Source organism: Streptomyces sp. NPDC001315, assembly GCF_042896175.1.
Lineage (GTDB): Bacteria > Actinomycetota > Actinomycetes > Streptomycetales > Streptomycetaceae > Streptomyces.
On sequence record NZ_JBIAWZ010000010.1, the window covers coordinates 150,401 to 172,447 of the forward strand.

Annotated in this window: 12 protein-coding genes; 6 read left to right on the forward strand and 6 right to left on the reverse strand. The window is 69.8% G+C overall.

Annotated features, from left to right (window positions below; all coding sequences use genetic code 11):
- The first annotated feature begins 296 nt into the window (after window positions 1-296).
- Window positions 297-3,197 (forward strand): AAA family ATPase, encoded by a 2,901-nt coding sequence (locus ACFY16_RS26280; RefSeq protein WP_390649640.1) that lies wholly within the window; start codon window positions 297-299, stop codon window positions 3,195-3,197.
- Between the two features lie 93 nt (window positions 3,198-3,290).
- Here ACFY16_RS26280 and ACFY16_RS26285 read toward each other — a convergent pair whose 3' ends face one another.
- Window positions 3,291-6,932 carry a S8 family serine peptidase gene (locus tag ACFY16_RS26285; protein ID WP_390649641.1) on the reverse strand — a complete coding sequence of 1,214 codons (3,642 nt, stop codon included), beginning with the start codon at window positions 6,930-6,932 and terminating at the stop codon, window positions 3,291-3,293.
- 748 nt (window positions 6,933-7,680) lie between these two features.
- Complete coding sequence (locus ACFY16_RS26290) at window positions 7,681-8,586, reverse strand: AraC family transcriptional regulator N-terminal domain-containing protein (protein ID WP_390649642.1); 906 nt, start codon at window positions 8,584-8,586, stop codon at window positions 7,681-7,683.
- Window positions 8,587-8,711: 125 nt separating this feature from the next.
- On the opposite strand from ACFY16_RS26290, the gene ACFY16_RS26295 reads away from it, so the two are divergent.
- Entirely contained in the window at window positions 8,712-9,506 is a 795-nt protein-coding gene (locus ACFY16_RS26295; RefSeq protein ID WP_390649643.1) for an SDR family NAD(P)-dependent oxidoreductase, read from the forward strand.
- A 48-nt stretch (window positions 9,507-9,554) separates the two neighbouring features.
- On the opposite strand, the gene ACFY16_RS26300 is transcribed toward ACFY16_RS26295, so the two are convergent.
- From ACFY16_RS26300 to ACFY16_RS26310, 3 genes are read right to left on the reverse strand one after another with little or no spacing between them, the layout of a single operon-like run.
- Window positions 9,555-10,508 (reverse strand): carbohydrate ABC transporter permease, encoded by a 954-nt coding sequence (locus tag ACFY16_RS26300; protein WP_390649644.1) that lies wholly within the window; start codon window positions 10,506-10,508, stop codon window positions 9,555-9,557.
- Window positions 10,505-11,500 (reverse strand): ABC transporter permease, encoded by a 996-nt coding sequence (locus ACFY16_RS26305; RefSeq protein WP_390649645.1) that lies wholly within the window; start codon window positions 11,498-11,500, stop codon window positions 10,505-10,507. Before ACFY16_RS26305 ends, ACFY16_RS26300 begins: the two co-directional genes overlap by 4 nt.
- 59 nt (window positions 11,501-11,559) lie before the next feature.
- Complete coding sequence (locus ACFY16_RS26310) at window positions 11,560-13,242, reverse strand: Tat pathway signal sequence domain protein (protein WP_390649646.1); 1,683 nt, start codon at window positions 13,240-13,242, stop codon at window positions 11,560-11,562.
- Between the two features lie 369 nt (window positions 13,243-13,611).
- Between ACFY16_RS26310 and ACFY16_RS26315 the strand changes: the two genes are divergently transcribed.
- The 4 genes from ACFY16_RS26315 (at window position 13,612) to ACFY16_RS26330 (ending at window position 21,073) form a co-directional block, all read left to right on the forward strand.
- Window positions 13,612-16,461, forward strand: a complete 2,850-nt coding sequence (locus ACFY16_RS26315) for a glycoside hydrolase family 3 C-terminal domain-containing protein (RefSeq protein WP_390649647.1) — start codon at window positions 13,612-13,614, stop codon at window positions 16,459-16,461.
- A gap of 70 nt (window positions 16,462-16,531) precedes the next feature.
- A complete protein-coding gene (locus ACFY16_RS26320; RefSeq protein ID WP_390649648.1) occupies window positions 16,532-18,031 on the forward strand; it encodes a glycoside hydrolase family 43 protein in 1,500 nt (499 codons plus the stop codon).
- 60 nt (window positions 18,032-18,091) lie between these two features.
- A complete protein-coding gene (locus tag ACFY16_RS26325) occupies window positions 18,092-19,855 on the forward strand; it encodes a cellulase family glycosylhydrolase (protein WP_390649649.1) in 1,764 nt (587 codons plus the stop codon).
- Between the two features lie 174 nt (window positions 19,856-20,029).
- Window positions 20,030-21,073 (forward strand): LacI family DNA-binding transcriptional regulator, encoded by a 1,044-nt coding sequence (locus tag ACFY16_RS26330; RefSeq protein ID WP_390649731.1) that lies wholly within the window; start codon window positions 20,030-20,032, stop codon window positions 21,071-21,073.
- Between the two features lie 31 nt (window positions 21,074-21,104).
- Here the strand turns inward: ACFY16_RS26330 and ACFY16_RS26335 are convergent, their stop codons facing one another.
- Window positions 21,105-22,040, reverse strand: a complete 936-nt coding sequence (locus ACFY16_RS26335; RefSeq protein ID WP_390649650.1) for an NADP-dependent oxidoreductase — start codon at window positions 22,038-22,040, stop codon at window positions 21,105-21,107.
- Window positions 22,041-22,047 lie beyond the last annotated feature (7 nt).

Genomic DNA, 22,047 nt, shown 5'->3' on the forward strand with positions numbered 1-22,047 from the left:
GCGTGGACGGGGCATGGTGGTCAGGGGCTCGCCCGTCCAGGACAGGGTTCAGGTGCTGAGCAGCCTTTCGTGACGACCGCTGTACCGCGACGCGTATTAACTCGTGCGTCTCGTCGGCGCCTTCACAGCGTGACGCGATGTCGCTTAGCCTCCTGCCGGTGGCGTGCGGCATCACACGCCACCGCGTGGACTACTGAGGGGAGCCGAGAGCTCTGATGGTGACGGAGACCGGACGACACCGTGAGGGCTCAGGACTCGCAAGTGGCACGAGCCAGGACGGTCCGGCGGGTGCTGTCATGGCCGCGGCGGGAACTCCCGCCCTCGTCGGCCGGGACGACGCCCTCGCCGGCGTGACGCGGGCGCTGCGGTCCGGATGCTCGCTGGTGCTCATCGAGGGCGAACCCGGTATCGGCAAGTCCCGGCTGCTGCGCGAGGCACTCAGGGCTGTCGCGGATCACGCGGTCCTGCTTGCGCCGTGCCCGCCTGTGCGCGAGCCGTTCCCGCTGGGTCCGGTCGTGGACGGGGTGCGGCGTCTGAGACCGACCCTGTCGGGCCTTGCGCTGAGTCCGCTCGGCGGCGCGTTGCGGCCGTTGTTCGCCGAGTGGGCTGAGGAGTTGCCGCCGCCACTGGACGCGCTGGACGACCCGAAGGAGACTCGGCACCGGCTGCTGCGCGCGATGACGGAACTGCTCGAGCGGCTTGGTGTCGCGACGCTTGTGGTCGAGGACGCGCACTGGGCGGATTCGGCGACGTTGGAATGGCTGCTCACTCTGTGCGCCTCTGGTGACCTGCGAATGTCGATCGTGCTGACATACCGCCCGGACGACGTCCCTTTCGGCTCGCTTCTACGGCGGTTGACGTCTCGCCGCCCCGCCGGCATGACACTGGCCAGGGTTGAGCTTTCCCCGCTGGATGTGCGGCACACCGGGGAGCTGGTCCGGTCGATCCTCGGCGCGGACGAGGTCTCTGAGCAGTTCGCCGTGTTGCTGCACCAGCGCACCGACGGCGTCCCGCTGGCGATGGAGGAAATGGTCCGGTCGATGCGGGAGCGCGGCGACATCGTCCATCGGGACGGCGCGTGGGCCCGCCGGGCGCTCGACGAGCTGCATGTGCCACCGACGCTGCGGGATTCGGTGTTGGAGCGCGTGGACCGTCTTCCCACGGAGGCCCGGCGGGTGCTGGAGGCCGCCGCCGTGCTGGGCGAAGCGGCCGACGTGGCGCTGCTGACCGCGGTCGCCGGCGTGGACGGCGAGGCCGGCCGGAGCGGAATCGCGCGCAGCCTCGCCGCGGGGCTGCTGCGTGATGCGGGTGACGGCCAGTTGGTGTTCCGGCACGTGCTCGACGCGGAAGCCGTGGCGGACGCGATCCCGGCGTCGGAGCGGTGGCGGCTGCACCAGCGCGCCGCGGAACACTTGCAGCACCTCGATCCGCAGCCGGTGACCCGGCTGATGCGGCACCTTCGCGAAGCCAACGACATGAGCGGATGGTCCGTCCGCAGCGAGCAGGCCGCGGATCTGGCCTGGGAATCCGGTGACGACCACACAGCGGTGGCGCTGTTGCTGGACGTGTTGAGCGAGGTCGAGCACCCGGTGGAGGCTCAGGTCCGCCTGGCGCGGAAGATGGGGCGGTTCACGGCGGCCGGGGGCGCCTCGCTGGGCAGCACGGCCACAGACGTGACGAGCGCACTGCGCTCCGTTCTGGCCCATACCGGCCTCGCGGCGGGTGATCGCGGTGAGATCAGGCTGCTGTTGGGTCGCCTCCTGCTCCAACTGGCACAGTTCGACGTCGTCTACGAGGAGATCGAGGCGGTTGTGCCCGACCTGGCTGCCCGGCCCGCCCTTGCGGCGAAGGCGATGCTGTCCTTGGCGGTACCGCGGGGACCGTGGCCCGTGAGTTCACACTTGGCCTGGCTGGAGCGCGCGAATGAACCGATGGCGCAGGTCCGGACCCGGACGGAGCGCCTGGAGCTGGCCGTCGACCGGGCGTTGATCCTGCTGATGCTCGGTGAGGAAGCCGGATGGCAGGCGGCACGCGAGATCCTGCGCGACGACGCCGAGACCGTGGACGAGCGGCGGCAGATCGCACGCGCGCTGATCAATTTTGGTCACATGGCGATCTCCTGGGGGCTGTACGAGCAGGCTGAGCACCTCCTGACACGTGCCGTCGAGGAGATCCACACCACCGGCTACCAGCGGTCGCTCGGCATGGCGCACAGCACCCGGGCCCAGCTGGACTGGTACACCGGCGCGTGGGCAGGCCTGGCGGACAGAGCCGCGGAGGTGGCGGAGTCCGCCGCGAGCCTGCGCGAGGCGAGGATCGAGGCGAGCGGGGTCCTCGCACTGCTGGATCTGGTCGAAGGCCGCCGGGGCGCCGCCGAACGACGGCTGCGTGACCTGCTCGACGAAACCGGTCGGCGCGGCATGGTGGACGCCATGGTCGTCCCGGCGGCGGCCCTGGGCCGCTCGGGCCTGCTCGACGTCGCGGTCGACGAGCCGTTGGACGTCACGGCGGACCTGGTCGCGACGATCGCCCGCAAGGGCCTGTGGCTGTGGGCGACCGACGTGCTTCCCGTCCGGGTCGAGGCACTGGTCGCGGCCGGCGCCGACGCGGAAGTCGACGCGCTGCTCGGGCAGTTCGCCCGCTGGCTCGGCGATCGCACCGCGCCGGCCCCGGCCGCGGCGTTGGCCACCTGCCGGGCCGTCGCGGCCGAGGCGAGGAGCCGTGGCGACGCCGCCGAACTGTTCGCCGACGCCGCCGCGGCGTGGGCGGCACTGCCGCGGCCGTATGACGAACTGCTCGCCCTGGAGCGTCGCGGCCGATGTCTGATCGCGACGGACCGTCAGGACGATGCGCTGCGGCTGCTGTCGGACACCGAGCGACGACTCCGTGAGCTGGGCGCAAAGCGGGACGCCGACCGGGTCGCCCAGGTGCTGCGGGAGAACGGCACCGAGGTGGTGCGCACCTGGCGGCGCGGGCCGCAGGGGTACGGCGACCAGCTGTCACCCCGGGAGCTGGAGGTGGCCGACCTTGCCGCGCGGGGCATGACGAACCGGCAGATCGCCGGAATGCTGTACATCAGCCACCGCACGGTCGGCCAGCATCTGTCCGGGGCGATGCGCAAGCTCGGTGTCTCGTCCCGCACCGCGCTGGCGGTGGCGGCGTCCAGGGCGGGGCTGCTGCCGCCGGAGCCGGAGTGACGCCTGCCTTCCGGACGCGCCGACGGCGACCGGTGGCCCTCGCTCGAAGAGGGCACCGATCGCCGTCGGCTCATGTGGACATCGTCCTGACCGTCACCTGACCCCGAAGGCACGCTCCACGGTCTGGTCGATCGAGTGCCCGTTCGCGTCGGTCGCCTCGGTGCGCAGGCTCACGTACTCCGACGCGCCGCCGGGAACCCTGAACTTCGCCTTCCAGACGCCGTCGGCATCGGCCGGGGCGAGCTTGAGGCTGCTCCAGGTCCGGCCGTCGTCGTAGGAGATCCACGTCCGCACCTTGGTGACCTCCGCCTCGCCGGTCTGTGAGGGGCGGGCCGTGACCGTGAGGGTCTGTGGCCGGTCGGCGCGGACCTGGTTGGACAGGTCGACTCCGGTGCCGTAGACGACCTGCGGGATGGAGATGGGGCTGTCGGCCGAGCCCGGCTGCGGGTTCGCCCGGAACGATGCCGTGGTGGTGATGTGGGTCGAGTACTTCCACCCGGGAGCGTCCCGTCGCGCCTCGACCACCAGCTTGTAGTCCCCCTCACCCGAGGGCACCGAGATGGCCCCGAAGTCCGACAGCTGGTTCGTGTACAGCTGGGTGCCGTCGCGGTACAGCGTCATCCGCTTGGCGTCGCCCTGCCAGTCCCGCATCAGGTGCAGGCCGGTGGGATCGAAGAGGCGGTCCGTCACGACCCAGAGCGTGTTGCCCTTGGTCTTCAGCACCCCGAACTTCGAGGTGTTGACGGTCTTGAAGTAGTCGACCGTGCGGTGACCCGGCTGCTGGAACCGGTGTCTGCCGTTCTCGATGTCCGAGAACCACACGGAGCCGCCCGAGGAGTCGAAGGTGACCCCGGCGTTGTAGGAGGTCTCGGAGCTGGCGCTGAACCACTCGTCGAGCACGGCACCACGCCGTACCGCGAGCTGGGTGCCGACCGGGACGTAGCGGACAGCGTCGGATCCGTTCCACCGCAGGATGTAGTTCGTGTAGTTCGCGGGACCGGCCGCACCGCCTCGCTCATGGATCCGGGCGCTGACGTGCGCGTGGCTGGACTCGTCGACCCCGACCGTCAGCGGGCCGCGCGGGACCGTGTCGGTGAAGGGGGTGACGAGGTCGTACACGTACGGCGTGAGCAGGGTGCCCACGAGGTCGACCTCGACGTGCTTTCCATGGTGCAGGAGACGGCGCAGGGCACTCACGTCCTCCCCGGGCAGTGCGAACGCCGGGGCTGCCTGCGAGTCCACCGCCCCGACGAGGCGGCCGGGGCCGGTGTTCCCGATCGCGACCGCCGCGGCGCCTTGGGCGGCCGCCCGTTCGACGACCGAGGACATGGCCTCCGGATCCGGGGTGGCGAGCACGAGCCTGCCCTTGACGTCCTTGCCTGCGAAGCCGTCCGCTGAGCCGTCCCCGACGTCGACCAGCTTCAGCTCGGCCTTGCCATCGAACCGCTTGGCCGAGTCGAGCTGGGTGGGATGCAGGCGCGTACGGCCGGCCTTGGCGTCGAGGATCGGAGCGGTCCGTGTTGAGTACACGGTGATCTCCTGCGTCCCGTTCTTGGGGGCCGGGGTGGGGAACAGCCTGATGTGCTTGAAGTCCGGCGGCAGGGCAACCAGGGTGTTGAAGCCCGGGCGCGTGCTGCGCCAGTAGCCCAGTGAGCCGATCTGCTGTTCCGTGGTGCGGCCGGTGCGGTAGGTGATCTCCGTGGACTTGCGCGCGTCCAGCGCCAGCTCGATGCCGGTGTCCCCGATGCGGACCTCGGGCTTGACGTACATCGCGACGTCCTTGACCTGTTCGCCGCCCGCGTCGGGGGTCAGCAGGAGGGATTCGACGACGTAGGTGCCGGGCTTGACGCGCACGGTCCCCACGCCGTTCCGGAAGACCCCCTGGTACGTCTTGGTGCCGGTCTCGTCCTGGACGAGCAGGAGGCTGTCGTCGAGTACCGGCTTGCCGTCGGTGCCGGTGCCGCGCACCGTGATGGTCCGCAACGGCGGCTCGACGTAGAACGAGACCGGTACCCGCACCGACGCGGTCGAGTCGGTCGCGGCGGCGGTCACGAGCCCGGAGTACGGCGTCTCGGCGGTCAGCAGGTTCGGGTCCACGGTGATCGTTACGGCGGCCGTTCCGTCGGCGGGCACGGTCACTTCGCTCGTGGACAGGCGCATCGCACCGTCCGGGAGCGGGGCACCCGCGGACGACGTGACCGACGCCGTGAGCGTGAAGGTGCGCGCGGTGGCGGCGTCGTTATGGAACGCGACCTCGCGGGCCAGCGTCTTGTACGGCCCGCCGTCGACGAACGGCGCGGCACCGAGGTCGGCGGCGGCGGGGACGGCGTAGGCGAGCTGGGTCTGCGCCCGTGCGACGTCGACCCGGCCGGAACCGCCCTCCTCGACCCGGTAGTCGCCCGGCTGGGCCGAGCCGACCAGCGCGGACTTGAGCTGCTGCCAGGTCCACTCGGGATGCGCCTGCTTGAGCAGCGCCGCGGCGCCGGCCACGTGCGGCGACGCCATGGACGTGCCGTCCATCGAGGTGTAGAGCTCGTCGACCGGGTTGCCCAGCGAGGTGCCCTTGGCACGGGCGGCGACGATGCCGACCCCCGGGGCGGAGATCTCCGGCTTGACGCCGAAGTCGCCGATCCGCGGGCCCGTGCTGGAGAAGCCCGCACGGGATCCGTCCCGGTTGAGCGCCCCCACGGTGAGCGCGTCCCGGGCCGAGGCCGGACTGCCGATGGTGTTCCAGCCGGAGTTGCCGGCCGACACGACGAAGAGCGTGCCGTGTTCGGCCGTGGCCTGGTCGACGGCGGCGCTGAGCGGGCCGCTTCCGTCGTCGGGGTCGGACGTACCCAGACTCATGTTGACGATGTCCGCGTGCTCGGCGGCGGCCCACTCGATGCCCTCGATGATGTCCGAGAGGTAGCCGTTGCCTCTGTTGTTGAGCACCTTGCCCGAGATGAGGTCGGCCTCGGGCGCCACGCCCTTCGCGCCGTTTCCGGTGCCCGAGCCGCCGATCGTGGCCGCCACGTGCGTGCCGTGGCCGAGGTGGTCGACGGCGTCGGCGGTGTCGGTGAAGTTCTCCTGCAGCGAGACCCGTCCGGCCAGATCGGGGTGGGTCGCGTCGACACCGGTGTCGAGTACCGCGACCTTGACGCCCTTGCCGTCGAACCCGGCTTTCCACAGGGCGGGGGCACCGATCTGGGGCACCGACTGGGCGAGGTCGACCTTGACCTTGGCGTCCAGCCAGATCTTGCCGACGTGCAGCGTCTTGCGCTCGCCGGTGCTGTCGTTGCGCCGCCAGAAGGCCTCGGCCTTGGCCTTGGGCACGCCGACGCCGCGCGAGTTGATGCTCCGCAGGTTGCTGGTGATCCGAGCCTGCGGGGCGGCCTTCGGTACGCCGGCGCCTTCGCTGTTGTCGAGCACCAGCGGAAGCACCTTGGTGGACACATCGTCGTAGCCCTCCGCCACGAGCCGCTCGACGTCGAACAACTCGGGATCGACCGCGTCGTCGATCATTGCCTGCCGCGCGGCCTGCGGAACGACATACGTTCCCGTCTCCGAGTGCTGGATGACGGCCAGACCGTGCGACGGTCCGTCAGGTCGCACCCGGACGGCCGGCGGAGTGTCGCCTTCGAACGTGGTGACCGTCACGACGTCACCAGTGACGAGCGTGATGTCGTGGGTCGACTTGATCGCGGCCTGCTCCTGGGCGGCAGCGGGATCTGCGGCAGCTGACGGCGAACTCACGGCGGGAGCTGCCGATATGCCCAGCATGGGCACCGACAGCAAAGCTGCCGCCAGCAATGCCAGGAAGCGGCCGCGGCATCGTGTGCCCGGCCGGGGTATGGGGTGTCTGTGCATGTCTGTCCCTACTGGGGGGTGAGGTTAGAGGGGTTCGAAGTGGTCGCCAGGAACGGGCGTTTCACCGCACTCCTGGGTGTCTTCCAGGTGCTCGGGCGATGGTGTGACGCGCACCGTCGGGTCGGCTTCCTCGCTGAGGTCGGATGCCCCGGCTTTCATCTGTTCAGAAGGTGGATGGTGGCTTTCCATGATGCGAACAGACGATTGCAGCACCGCTGGGGAGGTAGCGAGCGTCCAGATGACGTATTGGTGACTGCTGGTGCCCCCGGCCGGTGCCGTGGCGTACGCCTTACGTCACCTCGTGGCGTGCAGACCCGATCCGGAGAGAAGGCCGGCCAAGGAGCCCGAAGAAGCGGCTCTGCCGGCGGTTCCGGAGCGGGGCGGCCGGCGGAGTTGCCGGCCAACTGCCCAGGTTCCGCTGACTTTCGGATGCCGACGACGGCTGGAGAGCGGATCAGTAGCGGACGTGTGGGCTCGGACGGCCACCACTGCGAGGTCGGCCGTTTCACGGCGTTCTGCGACGGCGCCTGCCATCAGCTCGGCCGGACCTTGGACGCGCCGGGCTCGGTGCGCCGCGCCTACCTGTTGGCCGGCGCCCGAGGGGCGGATCGGGAGCGCGCCCGCATTCGTGAGGTCAGCCGCTCGCCCGCGTGCGCCTTCTCCACTCGTTCGCGTCTTCCGTCGGAGTCACCTCGTAGGCGGCGCGGTAGTCGCGTGAGAAGTGTGCGGCGCTCGCGTATCCGACCATGGCCGCCGCATGCGAGGCGGAATCGTCGAGGACGAGGAGGCGGCGGCGGGCCTCGCCCAGGCGCAGGCGCTTGAGGTACTGCATGGGCGTCATGCCAGTGACCTGCCGGAACCGCCTGGTCAGCGTCGCCGGGCTGGTTCCCGCCGTCTCGGCGAGCCGGTTGAGGGTCCACGGGCTGCTGAGATCGCTGCTCAGGGCTTTGGCCGCGCTCGCGACGAGGTCGGCACGCGCGGAGTCGGCGGCGGCGAGCACGCGCGGCGCCTGGTCGGTCTGCAGCAACCGCAACGTGATCTCACGTTCAAGGAGTGGTCCAAGCACCGCTTGCTCCTCGGGTGCGTCGAGCAAGCGGAAGAGCCGGTCGATGGCCTCCGCCAGCTGCGGCGTCATGGTCCCGAGGCGTTCGGGCGGCGCGTCGGACGCCCGCCGGGGAAGTCGTGAGGCCACTTCGGCGACGACCAAGGGATCGAGTCGCCAGGTGGCCGAGAGGAAGTCCCTCTCCTCGCCGAGCGCGATCACGCTGCCGAATACGGGCAGGTCGACGGGCGTGATCAGAAAGCGCTCGCGACCCCACGGCGCGTCATCGTCGCCGATGATGACGCGCTTGCGCCCGCTGAGCACGACGGACAAGCTCGGCGCGTACTTCGTGTACACCAGCGGGGTGGTGACCGCGGAGCGGTTCAGCAGGAGACCCAGCGGTTTCGAACGATGCGGATGCTCGACGTGACGGCGCAGGCACGCGGCGGCACGGCCGAGGCTGGCGGCGATCGATTCCTGTGCCGCTGGGGCGTTCATACCCAAGGTCATAGCGCTATTCAACAAGACCGCTCACGGCCCCGGAGCGGACCGTGAGCGGATCCGGCAAGCAATCGACGAGATTCGGCAAGCCGCCACAGCACTGCTTCGGGACGATGGTCGGCATGACTTCGAAAGACCAATCGCTTCACTCGTTGCCCAGAGACAACCGCCTCGCCGGACGCACCGCGATAGTGACCGGTTCCTCCAGCGGCATCGGCGAAGCGATCGCACATGTGCTGGCATCGAGCGGGGCGCACGTGCTCGTTCACGGACGCGACGAGTCGCGAGCAGGCCGTGTCGCGGCCGCTGTCGAGGCTGCCGGTGGCCGTGCCTCGGTGGAACTCGGTGACCTGGCCGAGAGCGCCGACGCGACGCGGGACTTCGCGCGCCGTGCGACCGAGGCGCTCGGAGGCCGCGTGGACATTCTCGTCAACAACGCGGGCATCTTCCCCGTCGGGCCCACCGACAGCCTCGGCGACGGGGCGGTGGAGGCGCTCCTGGCGACCAACATCCGCGTGCCGCACGGCCTCGTCGCCGCGCTCGCGCCCGCGATGGCGGAACGCGGTTGGGGCGCGATCGTGAACATCACCTCGTGGATGGGCCGGGTCGGTACTCCGTTCGTGGGTCTCTACCCGGCCACGAAGGCGGCACTCGAACAGCTCACACGGGCCTGGTCCGCCGAGTACGGGCCGCGCGGTGTGCGGGTGAACGCCGTCGCGCCCGGTGCGACGACGACCCCCGGCAACTCCGACCCGGATGTGCTGGCCCACCTCACCACCTCGATCCCGGCCGGCGCGCCCGGCCGCCCCGTCGACATCGCCTGGGCGGTGCGCTACCTCGTGAGCGACGAGGCGGCTTATGTGCACGGCGCGTCGATCGATGTCGACGGTGGCATCCTCGCGACCAGAATCGCCTGAGAGGGCGTCTGATCCAGGCACACCGCGATGCCTTCTGCTTGCCGCGGGTCAGCCCTTGATGGCCCCGGTGAGCACGCCCGTCTTGAAGTGCTTCTGCATGAAGGGGTACACGAGCAGGATCGGGACCAGCGTCAGCACCACCACGGCCATCTGGAGCGACTGCGGTGCCGTCTGCATGTGGGTGCCGCCGTAGCCGCTGTTGACCGAACCGGGCATGGTCAGGCCGTAGTTGACGTACTGGAGGAGCACGTACTGCAGTGGCCACTTCGCGCTGTCGGTCGGCATGTACAGCATCACGTTGAAGAACGCGTTCCAGTAGCCGACGGCGTAGAACAGGGCCACGACCGCGGTGACCGCGCGGGAGGTGGGCAGCACCACCGACCAGAGGATGCGCCATTCGCTGCACCCGTCCATCCGGGCCGCGTCGATCAGGTCCGCGGCGGTGCCGGAGTAGAAGGAGCGCAGGACGAGGATGTTGAAGACGGAGACGGCGCTGGGCAGGATCAGCGCCCAGTACTGGCCGTAGCCCCCGAGGCCGGTGACGACGAGGTAGGTCGGGATCAGCCCGCCGCTGACGAACATGGTGACGATCAGCACCGTCAGGATGCTGCGGTGGCCGAGAGAGCGGGACCGGGAGAGGCCGTAGGCGCACATCACCGAGACCACCATGGACAGCGCCGTGCCGATGACCGTGATGCCGAGGCTGACCAGGAGAGCGCGGGTGACCGGACCGTCGGTGAGCATCTGCCGGTAGGCGCCGAGGGTGAAGCCGTCGGGCCAGAGCACCAGTCCGCCGGCGCGGTTGATGGCCCCGGGGGTGGAGAAGCTGGTGAGCACGACGATGTAGAGCGGCACCAGGACGGCGGCGAGGACCAGGACAAGGACGCCGCCCTTGAGCGTCTGCCCGGCGAGGGTCGGCTTCTCCTCCCAGACGGGACGGCCGCGGTGGCGGTCGGGCCGGAGGGCGGAGGCGGTCTGCGTTGGCGTCAGCGTCTGGCTCATTTGCGGTACAACCCGTCCTCACCGAAGGTGTGCGCGACCTTGTTGGCGCCCCAGATCAGGAGCAGGGAGATCACGCTCTTGAACAGTCCGGCCGCGGCGCCGTAGCTGTAGTTGTTGGTGGCGATGCCGTAGTAGAAGGAGAAGGTGTCCAGTACGTCGGCGGTGTCGTGGCCGACGGCGTTGCGCTGGATCAGGAACTGCTCGAAGCCGACGGACAGGGCGTTCCCCAGGCGCAGGACGAGCATCAGCACGATGACGCCGCGCATGCCGGAGAGGGTGATGTGCCACATCCGGCGCCAGCGGCCCGCGCCGTCGACGGCGGCGGCCTCGTAGAGGTTCTGGTCGATGGCGGCGAGCGCGGCGAGGAAGACGATGACGCCCCAGCCGGCCTCCTTCCACACGGCCTGGGAGGTGACCAACAGAGCGAAGGTGTCCGGGTTGGTCATGATGTTCCAGGGACCCAGGTCGTGCTGGGCGAGGAAGTGGTTGAGCACTCCGGCACCGCCGAGCATCTCCTGGAAGAGGGTGATGGCCAGCACCCAGGAGAAGAAGTGGGGCAGGTAGACCACGGACTGGATGAAGTTCCGCAACCGTTCGCTGAGCACCGTGTTGAGCAGCAGCGCCAGCCCGATCGGCACGGGGAAGAAGAGGATCAGCTGGACGAAGCTGAGCCAGAGGGTGTTGCGCAGTGCCGCCCAGAACAGCGGGTCGTCGAAGAGCTGCCGGAACTGGTCGAGGCCGGCCCAGTCGCTGTGCACCACCCCGACCAGCGGGTCGTAGTACTCGAAGGCGGTGATGAGGCCGAAGAGCGGTGCGTAGTTGAAGACCAGCAGCAGCGCGACCGCCGGCAGGGTCATGATGATCAGCGACTTGTCCCGGCGTAACTGCAACCGCAGACTCATGCGGTTCGCCGGGGGAGCGGACTCCTCACCTCCCTCGACCGCTGCCGACGTGGATTCCTTCTTGTTCTTGGTGGTGATCGTGGCGGCCACCGCTCCTCCTCGCTGTGCGGCGGCCGCTGCCAAGCGGCCGGTCCGCACGCCGTCGTCTGTTACTGGCCGCTGCCGTTCTTCTCCAGTACGGCGGTCTGGTACCAGTCGGTCAGCCGGTCGCCGCCGCTGGACTTCCAGGACGCGATGGTGGCCTGGACGTCGGAGACCTTCCTGATGCCGTGGTAGCAGTCCTTGATGGCGTCCTCGACGGCCTGTGCGGTGTCGGCGGTGGCGAAGCGCTTGGGCACCGTGATGTTCATGTTCCAGAACACCGGTTTGTAGACGTGCTTCACGGTCCGGGCCTGCCAGGCGGTGTAGTCCTTCGTCACCTGGTTGGCACCCGGGTTACTGACGACCTGCGGCGCGGAGGCCAGGAAGTTGAACGTCTGCTGCTGTGCGGTCTTCTTGCCCTCGTCGGTGTAGGCGGGGATGCCGTTGACCATCGTGTAGTGGACACCCTCGACGCCGTAGACGATCTGTGTGTACTCGGCTGAACCGAAGGGCGCGGCGAGGTAGTTGGCGACGGACAGCAGCTCTTCGATCTGGTCGCCCTTGAGCTTGGCGTTGAGGTAGCTCATGATGCTGGTGGAGGGGCCGAGGAAGGTCTGGGGTGTGGATGTGCCGTCGGCGGAGATGATGTCGAAGGCCGCGCGGCGGTAGTTCTTGTTCGCGGCGACGCCGGACTGGTGGTCCGCCAGGTTCCAGGCGCCGGTGCCGCCGCCTTGGATCAGGGACTTTCCGGCATAGAACCGGGAGATGCCGTTGTTGGTGTCGCCCGCCAGTGATTCCGGGTGCACATAGCCGGCCTTGGCGAGTCGGTAGTGCCAGTTCAGGGCTTCCAGGAACTCGGGCATCTCGTACTTGTGCACGAGCTTGCCCTTCTTGACGGCGAACTTGGAGGGAACGCCCCACGCTTGGTACAGGTAGGTCCACACGTCGTCGAAGGCCCACACACCGCGCTTGGCGTCGGTCAGCTCCTTGCCCAGGTTCCACAGGTCGTCGGCGGACTTGACCTGGTCCGCGGTGATGCCCTTCGCTCCCAGGATGTCCGCGCGGAAGTAGATGGCTCCTGCCACGGCCATGCCGGCGGCGAAGGAGGGGATGCCGTAGATCTTGTCCTCCCAGGCGGCGGCCTGCCAGGCGCCGGTGGGGATCGCGGCCAGATTCGGGTACTTCTTGATCTTGTCGCCGGCCAAGTACGGGGTGAGGTCGGCCAGTTGGGTGCCCGCCAGCGCGCTGACGTTGAAGGTGGCGTTCCACCAGGACGGCAGTTGGACCCAGTCCGGCAGCTTCTTGGACGCGGTCATCGTCGGGACGACGGTCGCGTAGTCGTTGCCGTTCGCCGGCTTCATGGTCAGGTCGATGCCGAGGGCCTTGTTCATGGCCCGGTAGTAGGAGTTGTCCGGCGGGGGCAGGGTCCCCCAGATCGGTGTCACCGCGGTGTAGCTGCCGCCCTTGCCGGGGATTCCCTGAACCGTGGTCACGGGGTGGGCCGGGTAGGACAGGAAGCCCGGGCTGGTGAACGCTCCGGCGGGCCCGGTGACCGACGGGATGTCCGGCTTCACCGACGTGCTGGGCCGGTAGTCGGGAAGCGCGGCGGCCAGTCCCGACCGGGAGTTGGTGCCACCCTTCGAGTTGGACGAGCCGCTTCCGCACGCGGACAGCAAGGGGGACAGGGCGGCGGCCCCGGCGACGGCGGCGGCGCCGTTCACGAAGGTTCTGCGATTCATTGCGATGCTCATGGTGGGCGGTCCTTCGGCTCTGAGGTTCTGTGAGGAACGTCGTGCGAGAGGGCTGCGCAGTGGCCGCGTGACCTCGGTGCGGGAGGCATGAGCGGCTTCGAGGACGTCGAAAGGCGGCGCGGATCGTTGCCCGCCTGTCGAAGCGCTTCGACATCGCCGAGAGGTTAAGCGCGCCCTGGAGCACCAGGCAAGGGCCGTGCAGGAAACCGGATCGCTCTTTTAGAAACTGAAGTTTCTTGGAAACTTTCTCTTGACGTCTTCAGTGCCCCATGCCAGCGTCGAAGCGCTTCAACACGGCATCGAGGCCCTGCGACCCGGCCGTACGGTGCCGTCCACCCCCGTCGTCGCACTCCGCAAGGGACCTCACCTGTGAGTACCGCTGCCGTCTCCGCCACGCTGCCCTTCCGCGACCCGGGGCGCCCGCTGGCCGAACGCGTCGAAGACCTGCTCTGCCGACTCACGCCGGAGGAACGCGTCGCGATGCTGCACCAGTACGCGCCCGCCGTTCCCCGCCTGGGTGTCGCCGAGTTCCGCACCGGTACCGAGACCCTGCACGGCGTCGCGTGGCTCGGCGAGGCCACCACCTTCCCGCAGGCCGTCGGCCTGGGCGCGACCTGGGACGAGGACCTGGTCCACGAGGTCGCCGAGGCCGTCTCCGTCGAGCAGCGTGCCTTCCACCACCACCGCCCCCCGGTCGTCGGTACCGGCCGCAACAGCCTCCAGGGCTGGGCCCCCGTGGTGAACCTGCTGCGCGACCCGCGCTGGGGCCGCAACGAGGAGGGCTACTCCGAGGACGCCCTCATCTCCGCCCGGCTCGGCGCCGCCTTCTGCCGCGGCATGTCCGGCGACGACCCGGACCACCTGCGCACCGCGCCGGTCCTCAAGCACTTCCTCGCCTACAACAACGAGGACGACCGCTGCACCACCTCCTCCGGCCTGCGGCCCCGGGTCCTGCACGAGTACGACCTCGCCGCCTTCCGGCTCGCCATCGCCACCGGTGCGGCCACCGGCGTGATGGCGGCCTACAACCTCGTCAACGGCCGCCCCTGCCACGTCAGTCCGCTCCTGAAGCAACAGCTGCGGGAGTGGGCGAAGCCCACCGGCCACGAACTCTTCGTCGTCAGCGACGCCGACGCCCCCTCGAACCTGGTCGACCCGGAGCACTACTTCGACGACCACGCCGAGTCGCACGCCGCCGCGCTGAAGGCCGGCATCGACAGCTTCACCGACCACTTCGAGGACAGCGCCACCACTTTCGGCCGGATCAGCGCCGCCCTGGAGCGCGGCCTGCTGTCGATGGCCGACGTGGACCGGGCCGTGAGCCGTCAGCTGTCGATCCGCTTCCGGCTCGGTGAGTTCGACCCCGAGGAGGACCCCTACGCGGGGATCGGCTGGGACGTCGTCAACTCCCCGGCCCATCAGGCGCTCGCGCTGCGCGCGGCCACCGAGTCGGTCGTCCTGCTCAAGAACACCGGAGTGCTGCCACTCGCCACGGACCGACGCGTGGCCGTGGTCGGTCCGCTCGCCTGCACCCTGTTCGAGGACTGGTACAGCGGAAGCCACCCGTACCGGATCACCGTCGCCGACGGGCTCGGCGTCGAGGGCGTCGAGGGCGTCGACCGGATCGTGCTGCGCACCGCCGACGGCCGCGCCCTCACCGCCGTAGGCACGGAAGGCCGGCTGGCCGTGACGGACGCCCAGGACACCGACCCCGCCGCCCAATGGGACCTCTTCGACTGGGACTTGGGTGTGCTCACCCTGCGCTCCGCCGTCACCGGCCGCTACGCCTCACTGCGCGACGCGGACCAGCAGGTCGCCGCCGACCGGGACCAGCCCGGTGAGTGGGAGGTCCACGAAACCTTCCGCCTCGAACCCGCCGAGGACGGAGCGGAGTTGCTCTTCAACATCTGCAACAGTCGCTACGCCCAGGCCGATCCGGACACCGGCGTCCTCACCATGACCGCCGAGAACCCGGAGCAGGTCGTCCGGTTCACCCGGACCGTGGTGCGCGACGGCGTCGCCGAGGCCGTCGCGGCCGCGCGGAGCGCCGACACCGTGGTCGTCGTGCTCGGCAACGACCCGCACATCAACGGCAAGGAGACCACGGACCGGGCCGGACTGCGGCTGCCGCCCCAGCAGGACCGGCTGCTGCGCGAGGTCGTCGCGGTCCACGACGACACCGTGCTGGTCGTCATGTCCAGCTACCCCTACGCGCTGGACTGGGCCGACGAGCACGTGCCCGCGATGCTGTGGATCTCGCACGCCGGCCAGGAGACCGGCCGGGCCCTGGCCCGCGTACTGCGCGGCGAGGCCGACCCGGCCGGCCGCCTCCCGCAGACCTGGTACCGCGGCGACGACGAGCTGCCCGGCCGACTGGACTACGACATCATCAAGGCGGGCTGGACATACCAGTACCACCGCGCCGCCCCGCTCTATGCCTTCGGCCACGGCCTGTCGTACACCCGCTTCGACTACACCCAACTCGCCCTGGACCAGGAGGGGTTGGGCCAAGACGGCGAGATCAGGGTCCGGGTCTCGCTGCGCAACGCCGGGCCGCGCGCGGGCACGGAGACCGTGCAGCTCTACGCCCGCGCCCTGGACGCCCGCTACCAGGCTCCGCGGCTGAAACTCGTCGCCTTCCGCAAGGCGCGCCTGGCGGCGGGCCAGACGGCGGAGCTGGAGTTCCGGCTGCCGGTCGCCGAGGCGCTGTGCCACTGGGACGTGACCACGGGCGCCTTCACCGTGGACCCCGGGCGCTACGAACTGGTGCTCGCCCGTTCGGCGGCGGCTCCCGCCCTGACCGCGCAGCTGACCGTCACCGGCCCCGCCCCGCGTCCGCGCAGCCCGCTCGAAGGCCCGCTGCGCGCGCTCGACTTCGACGACTACGAGAACCTCGCCCTGGTCGACGCCACACGCGAGGACGGCGACGTGGTGACCCCGGCCGGCGAGACCGCGACGCTGCTCTTCCGTCAGGTGGACCTGAGCGGCGCGGGCCGGCTCGCGGTCGAGGTGTCCCGGACGGGGGAGGGGGACGCCGCCGTGCTCGAACTCCATGTGGGAGAGCGCAGGTTGGCCTCCCTGGAGGTGCCCGTCACCGGCGACCGCTACGCCTGGACCACCGTCACCGCTCCTCTCGCCGAGCAACTGGAGGGCGTACACGACCTGCAGATCGTCCTCACCGGCGAACAGCGGTTGCGCACGCTGACCTTCGCGCCCTGACCTGCCCGTGCAGACCCACCGAACCACAGACCGAGAACCGAAGGGACCTGACGAGGTGTACGACGAGAACGTGACGGCATCCGCCACCAACCCGGTGATCCCGGGTTTCCACCCCGACCCCAGCGTCTGCCGTGTCGGCGAGGACTACTACCTCGCCTGTTCGAGCTTCGAGTACTTCCCCGGCATCCCCCTCTTCCACAGCCGGGACCTGGTGCACTGGACCCAGATAGGCAACGCCCTGGACCGGCCCAGCCAGCTCCGCCTGCCCCCGGACACCCCCTCCTCCGGCGGTCTCTACGCGCCCACCCTGCGCCATCACGACGGGCGGTTCTGGCTGATCGTCACCAATGTCGCCCCGGGCGAGGGCAATCTGGTGGTCAGCGCGACCGACCCCGCCGGCCCCTGGACCGACCCGGTCCGTCTCCCCGGAGTCCCCGGCATCGACCCCGACCTGGCCTGGGACGAGGAAGGGAACTGCTGGTGCACCATCTCCGGGGTCGCCCAGGTCCGTATCGACCCGAACACGGGCGAGACCTTCGGCGAGCCGCAGCCGGTGTGGTCCGGCACCCCCGGTGCCGCCGCCCCGGAGGCCCCGCACCTGTACCGGATCGGTGACTACTGGTACCTGATGATCGCCGAGGGCGGCACCGAGCGCGGCCACGGTGTCTCCATCGCCCGCGGCACCTCTCCCAACGGCCCCTTCGAGCCCTGCCCTGCCAACCCGATCCTGACCCACCGCAGCACCAACCGGCCCATCCAGAACACCGGTCACGCCGATCTCGTCCAGGCCACGGACGGCTCCTGGTGGATGGTGCTGCTGGGCGTCCGTCCGCAGGGCGGCACCCCCGGCTGGCACATCCTGGGCCGGGAGACCTTCCTGGCTCCGGTGGACTGGGTCGACGGCTGGCCTGTCGTCGGTGAGGTCAACCCCGAACTCCCGCAGATGCCCTGGCCGTTGGTGCCGACCCCGGCGCCGGACGCGCGCGATGACTTCGACGCGAACGAGCTGCGGCCCTCCTGGATCTCGCTGAACGACCGTCCGGCCGAGCACTACTCCACCAAGGAGCGCCCCAGCCATCTCACCCTGCGCGCCCGCGGGACCTCCCTGGACGAGCCCGGCGTCATCTTCCTCGGGCGGCGCCAGCAGCACCTCGGCTTCGAGGCGCGGACCCTCGTCGACTGCTCCGAAGGCACCGGAGGCCTGGCCGTCCGCCTGGACGAGCGGCACCACTACGCCATCGAGGCCACGTCCGAGGGAACTGTCCGGGTGATCGCCCGTATCGGGTCGCTGCGCTCCGTGGCAGCGGAACTCGCGCTGCCCACCGGCCCCTTCGTGCTCACCGTGCGCACCGGCAAGGCACCCGAGCCCCACGACTCGCGCACCGGCCCCGACTCCCTGGTCTTCGGCGTCGAGACACCCGACGGGACGAGGACGGACGTGGCCTCGCTGGACGGCCGCTACCTCTCGACCGAGGTCGCCGGAGGCTTCACCGGCCGGGTCGTCGGGCTGTACGCCGCCGACGGCGCCGTGCACTTCGACTGGTTCGACTACGTCCCCAGCCCCCGCTGACGAGGAGTCCCGAACCGCAGCTCTAAGACACCCACCCACCCGCACAGAAGGGATCTCACCATGCACCGGACACAACGCCTCACGAGGCATGGGCATGAGAACGGCCACCGAAGCCCCAGACCGCTCCGCCGTTGCGTCGGCCTGTTTCTCGCACTCGTGGCGGTGGCCCAACTCGCCTGGGGCGGCGCAGCCTTCGCCGCCCCACAAGCGACCAAGGCGCCCGCCGTGCCCTCCGACCGCATGGCCGTAGTCAAGGCGATGCAGCCCAGCTGGAACCTCGGCAACACCCTGGACGCCATCCCGGACGAGACGTCCTGGGGCAACCCGCCGATCACCAAGGCCCTGCTCGACACCGTCAAGGCCCAGGGCTTCCGCAGTGTCCGGCTCCCCGTCACCTGGGGCAGCCACCAGTCGACGACGGCGCCCTACACCATCGACCCCGCCTTCATGAAGCGGGTCAAGCAGGTCGTCGACTGGGCCATCGCCGACGGCCTCTACGTGGACCTCAACCTCCACCACGACTCGTGGACGTGGATCGCCGACATGCCCTCCGACCACGACGGGGTGCTGGCCCGGTTCAACGCCACCTGGACCCAGATCGCCGAGGAATTCAGGGACGAGCCGCGCCTCCTGCTGTTCGAGAGCGTCAACGAGCCGCAGTTCAACAACGCCATCGACGCCCAGAAGCAGGAGCTGCTGAACGAGCTCAACACCTCGTTCCACCGCATCGTCCGCGCTTCCGGCGGCGGCAACACGGACAGGCTGCTGCTCCTGCCCACGGTGTACTGCACGCCCAGCCAGTCACTGATGGAGGCCCTCGCCGCCGAGATGGCCTCCCTCAACGACGACAACATCGCCGCGACCGTGCACTACTACGGTTTCTGGCCCTTCAGCGTCAACATCGCCGGCTACACCCGCTACGACGCCACCTCGCAGCAGGACATGGCGCAGGCCTTCACGGGCATGCACGACATCTTCGTCGCCAAGGGCATCCCGGTGTACCTGGGGGAGTTCGGTCTCCTCAACTACCCGGACTTCAACCACCCGGCCATGATCGAGCGCGGCGAGGGGTTCAAGTACTTCGAGCAACTCGGTTACGAGGCCCGGGTCAACGGGGTCACCACCGCGCTGTGGGACGCCTTCAACTACCTCAACAGGGAGACCCTGCAGTGGCGTGACCTCGAGCTGATCAACCGGATCAGGTCCGCCTGGACCACGCGTTCCGGGACCGCCTCCAGTGACACCGTGTACCTGCCCAAGTCGGGTGCCATCGGCGCGCAGACGCTCACCCTGAACCCGAACGGAACCTCCTTCCGCGGTGTGTGGCAGGGCAACCGGAAGCTCACCCAGGGCCGCGACTACACCGTCTCCGGCGACCGGGTCACCCTCACCGACGCCGCTCTCACCAGCCTCGCCGGGGACCGTGCCTACGGGGTGAACTCGACCATCCAGTTCCGTTTCTCCTACGGCCTGCCCTGGCCCGTCCACATCCGCACGTACGACGCCCCCGTGCTGTCGAACGCGTCCGGCACGAGCAGCGGCCTGGTCATCCCCACGGACTTCCGGGGTGACCAACTGGCCACCATGGAGGCGAAGTACGCGGACGGGTCCAACGCCGGCACCGCCACCTGGACCTCCTACCAGCAGTTCAACACCACGTTCTCCCCGGACTACCCCGGCGGGGCGATCGACCTCACCGCCGCCTTTCTGGGCAGCCTCACCGACGGCGCGCCGGTCACCCTCACCTTCCACTTCTGGAGCGGCACCACCGTGACGTACCACGTCACCCGCTCCGGCGGCACGGTGACCGGATCCAGCACCTGACCCGCTGTCCGCGGCCGGGTCGACCGCGAAACACAAAGCGCTACGGAACAAGTACGGGAAGCACACGAGGCCGTCGCTCGCCTGCCTGAAGTGCCACAATGAGCCGGGGATCAACGACAACATGAAGTGCTGTGGCAGCGAGGGTGGGCGAGCGTGGCGGACAACGGGGCGGACGTGTCGGCGGAACACACGCAGGGCCTCCCGGACGAACCGCGGGGACCGGTCACCATCGCGTACATCGCCGAGACGGCCGGAGTCTCCATCCCCACCGTCTCGAAGGTGCTCAACGGCAGGTCGGGCGTCTCCAGCGGCACCCGTGCCCGCGTCGAGGAACTGATCAACCGTTACGGCTACAAGAAGCCGCCGGGCAGCCGGAACACCACCATGGAGCTGGTGTTCCGCGAACTGAAGAGCCTCTGGGCGGTCGAGATCATCCGTGGCGTCGAGCGAGTGGCCAGCAGGAACCGGGTGGGCGTGATGGTCTCGGAGTTCGGGTTGCACGACGCGCCCACCCGGACCGTGAAGGACATGGTGGGCCGCCGACCGCACTGCGTGCTGTCCGTGGCCCAGCTGTCCGACGAGGAACGCGAGCAACTCAGCGCCAAGGGCATCCCGTTCGTCGTCTTCGACCCGACGGAGGAGCCCCCCGACGACGTGCCCTTCGTCGGCGCCACCAACTGGCGCGGTGGTCAGTCGGCGACCCGGCACCTGATCGAGCTCGGGCACCGCCGCATCGCGATGATCGGCGGCCCCCGGGACGTCTCCTGCTTCCGTGCGCGACAGGCCGGCTACACATCCGCCCTGGAGGCAGCGGGCCTGCCCGCCGACCCCGGCCTGGTGGTCAGTGCACCGCTGACCAGGGAAGGCGGCGGCGAAGCCGCGCGTGAACTGCTGACGCGGAGCGACCGGCCCACCGCCGTCTTCGCCGCGAACGACCTACAGGCACTGGGCGTCTACCAGGCGGCCCGCGAACTGGGGCTCACCATTCCCGATGACCTCAGCGTCGTGGGCTTCGACGACCTGCCCGTCGTGGCCTGGGTGGACCCGCCGCTGACGACGGTTCACCAACCGCTGACGGAGATGGCGGCGGCCGCCACGGAACTCGCGCTCTCTCTCGGCCGCGGCGAGAGGCCGGCACAGATCGGCGTGGAGATCGCCACCACACTCACCGTGCGCGGCAGCACGGCGAAACCCCCGAAGAAGCCGAAGAAGGTCTGAGGTGAGCGGCACCTTCTGCGCTGGGGTCTGCTCAGAAGGCGAGGACCGTGCGCCCCCGGCGGCCGCCCGCCTCCAGCAACCGGTGTGCTTCGACGGCCTGTTCGGCCGGCAGCGTCCGCGCTACCCGAGGGGTGAGGCTGCCCTTCTCCGCCAGTTCGCGCAGGCGGTCGAGCTTGGCGTGCTCACGTGCGTACTGCGGCACGAACGTGAACCGGGTCTCGATGCCGCGTTCGGCGGGCACCTGGGTGCCGCCGACCGACGAGGCCACCCGGCCGCGGTCGCGCACGGCGCGGACGGCCTGAGCGGCGATGCCCGCGGTGTCGACGAGTCCGTCGACACCCTCGGGCACCTCCTTGCGTACCAGGTCCGGAAATTCGGCGCCGCGCGGCAATACGACGTCCGCGCCGAGTTCCTTCACCAACTGCTCGTCCTTGGCCGCCGCGTCGGCGATCACCCGGTACCCGTCGGCCTTGGCCAGCTGGACGGCTAGGCCACCGACCGCGCCGGCCGCTCCGGTGACCGCCACAGTGGCGCCTACGGGAAGTTCCAGCAGGTCCAGCGCCATCCGGGCGGTGAGCCCGTTCATCGGCAGGGTGGCGGCCTCGACGTCGGTCGCACCCGCCGGTACGCGGACCACCGACTCGGCGGGGACGACCAGGTGTTCGGCGTATGCCCCGTGCATTCCGGAGACGACCGCGACGGCCATGACGCGGTCGCCGACAGTGAGATCGGTGTCGACTCCCTCGCCGATCTGCTCGACCACGCCGGCCGCGTCCATCCCGGGCACGTAGGGCGGTTCGGCGTCGGAGACGAAGGCGATTCCGCGGCGCACCAGCGTGTCGACGGGGTTGACCGTTGCCGCGTGTACACGGATCCGGATCTCGCCCGGCCGGGCCTGGGGGACCGGAAGGTCCAGGACCCGCAGCACCTCGGGCCCGCCGAATTCAGTCAGTCCTATGGCCTTCATGGAAAGT